This window comes from Mitsuaria sp. TWR114, assembly GCF_007997345.1.
On the sequence record NZ_VOSR01000324.1, the window covers coordinates 1 to 1546 of the forward strand.

At 73.7% G+C, this 1546-nt stretch carries 1 protein-coding gene and 1 pseudogene; both read left to right on the forward strand.

Translation table 11 applies throughout. The features are described from left to right. Positions 1-269: pseudogene (locus FUT87_RS28745) on the forward strand (citrate transporter); the annotation flags it as partial. 112 nt (positions 270-381) lie between these two features. Then, on the forward strand, positions 382-1546 hold a 1165-nt coding region (locus tag FUT87_RS13105; protein ID WP_222617138.1), incomplete at its 3' end, for a two-component regulator propeller domain-containing protein.

The following is a 1546-nucleotide window of genomic DNA, read 5'->3' on the forward strand; positions in this document are numbered from 1 at the left end:
AGCCGCTGGCGGCCTACCTGGCCGCCATCGGCGCCTCCCAGGTCATCAGCAACGTGCCGGCCACGCTGGTGCTGGCCGACGCGGTGCCGAGCGTCGCCGTGCTCGCGATCGCGGTGAACGTCGGCGGCTTCGGTTTCGTGGCGGGCTCGATGGCCAACCTGATCGCGCTGCGGCTGGCCCGCGCGCCGGGCGCGCTCAAGGAGTTCCACCGCATCAGCCTGCCCTTCCTGGCCGTGTGCGCGCCGCTGGTGGCCTGGCTGGCGCTGTGACCGGATTGGCGTTTCCCCGACGCCCTCCGCCCATTCGTGGTGGGGACGCGCGCCCGCGCCGATGCGATAGTCGGGCCACGCCGCCGACGCGACAGGCAGCGAAGGACCCTTCGTGAGTCGCCTGCAAGGCCACCGTTTCCCGCCGCTGATCCTCTGCCTGCTCCTGGCCTGGGCCTGGCTGCTGGGCGCCCCCTCCGCAGCCCGGGCGGCCGACGCCGCGCCGCAGATCTCCCAGTACGCCCACACCTCGTGGACCGCGCGGGATGGCGCGCAGCTCGGGCTGGTCTTCGCCTTCGCGCAGACCCATGACGGCTACCTGTGGGTGGGCGGCTCCTACGGCCTCTTCCGCTTCGACGGGCTGCGCTTCGTGCCCTGGCAGCCGCCGAAAGGCTCCTCGCTGCCGAGCAATCCCTACGCCCTGCTGGTCTCGCGCGACGGCACGCTCTGGATCGGCACCTTCAATGGCCTGGTCAGCTGGAACGGCAGCCGCCTGACCCGTTATCCGGAGACCGACGGCGGGCTCGTCACCTCCCTGCTGGAGGACAGCGAGGGCACCGTCTGGGCCGGCCTGCTCGGTCCCCCCGGCCGGCTCTGCGCCGTGCGCGGCGGACAGGCCCGCTGCGACGACGCGCAGGGCGGCTTCGGCACCTTCGTGTGGAGCCTGGCGCAGGATCGCTCGGGCGACCTGTGGGCCAGCGCGGACTCGGGCCTGTGGCGCTGGCGACCCGGCACGCCCCAGCGCATCGAGGCCCCCGGCCAGCGCCTGGGCGACCTGACCGAGACCGCCGATGGCCAGCTGCTGGTCGGCGTCCGCGGCGCCGGGCTCAAGCGCCCCGCCGGCGACCGGCTCGACCCCTATCCGCTGCGCAGCGCCACCCGGCCCGCGGAGCTGCTGCCCGATCGCCAGATCCTGGCCAACAAGCTGCTGCGAGCCCGCGACGGCGGCCTGTGGATCGGCACCGACGGCCTGGGGCTGCTGCACGTGCGCGAGGACCAGGCCTCCGCCTTCACCCGGTCCGACGGCCTGTCCGGCAACATCGCCTGCAGCCTGTTCGAGGACCGCGAAGGCAACATCTGGTACGGCAGCGACAAGGGCGTGGACCGCTTCCGCAAGCTGCCCGTCACCACGTTGTCCAAGGCGCAGGGCCTGCCCAACGAGGCGACCCGGTCGGTGCTGGCGAGCCGGGACGGCAGCGTCTGGGTCGCCACCGACGACGGCCTGGCCCGGTGGAAGGACGGCGCCATCGCCGTCTACAAGGAGGCGCAGGGGCTGCCGG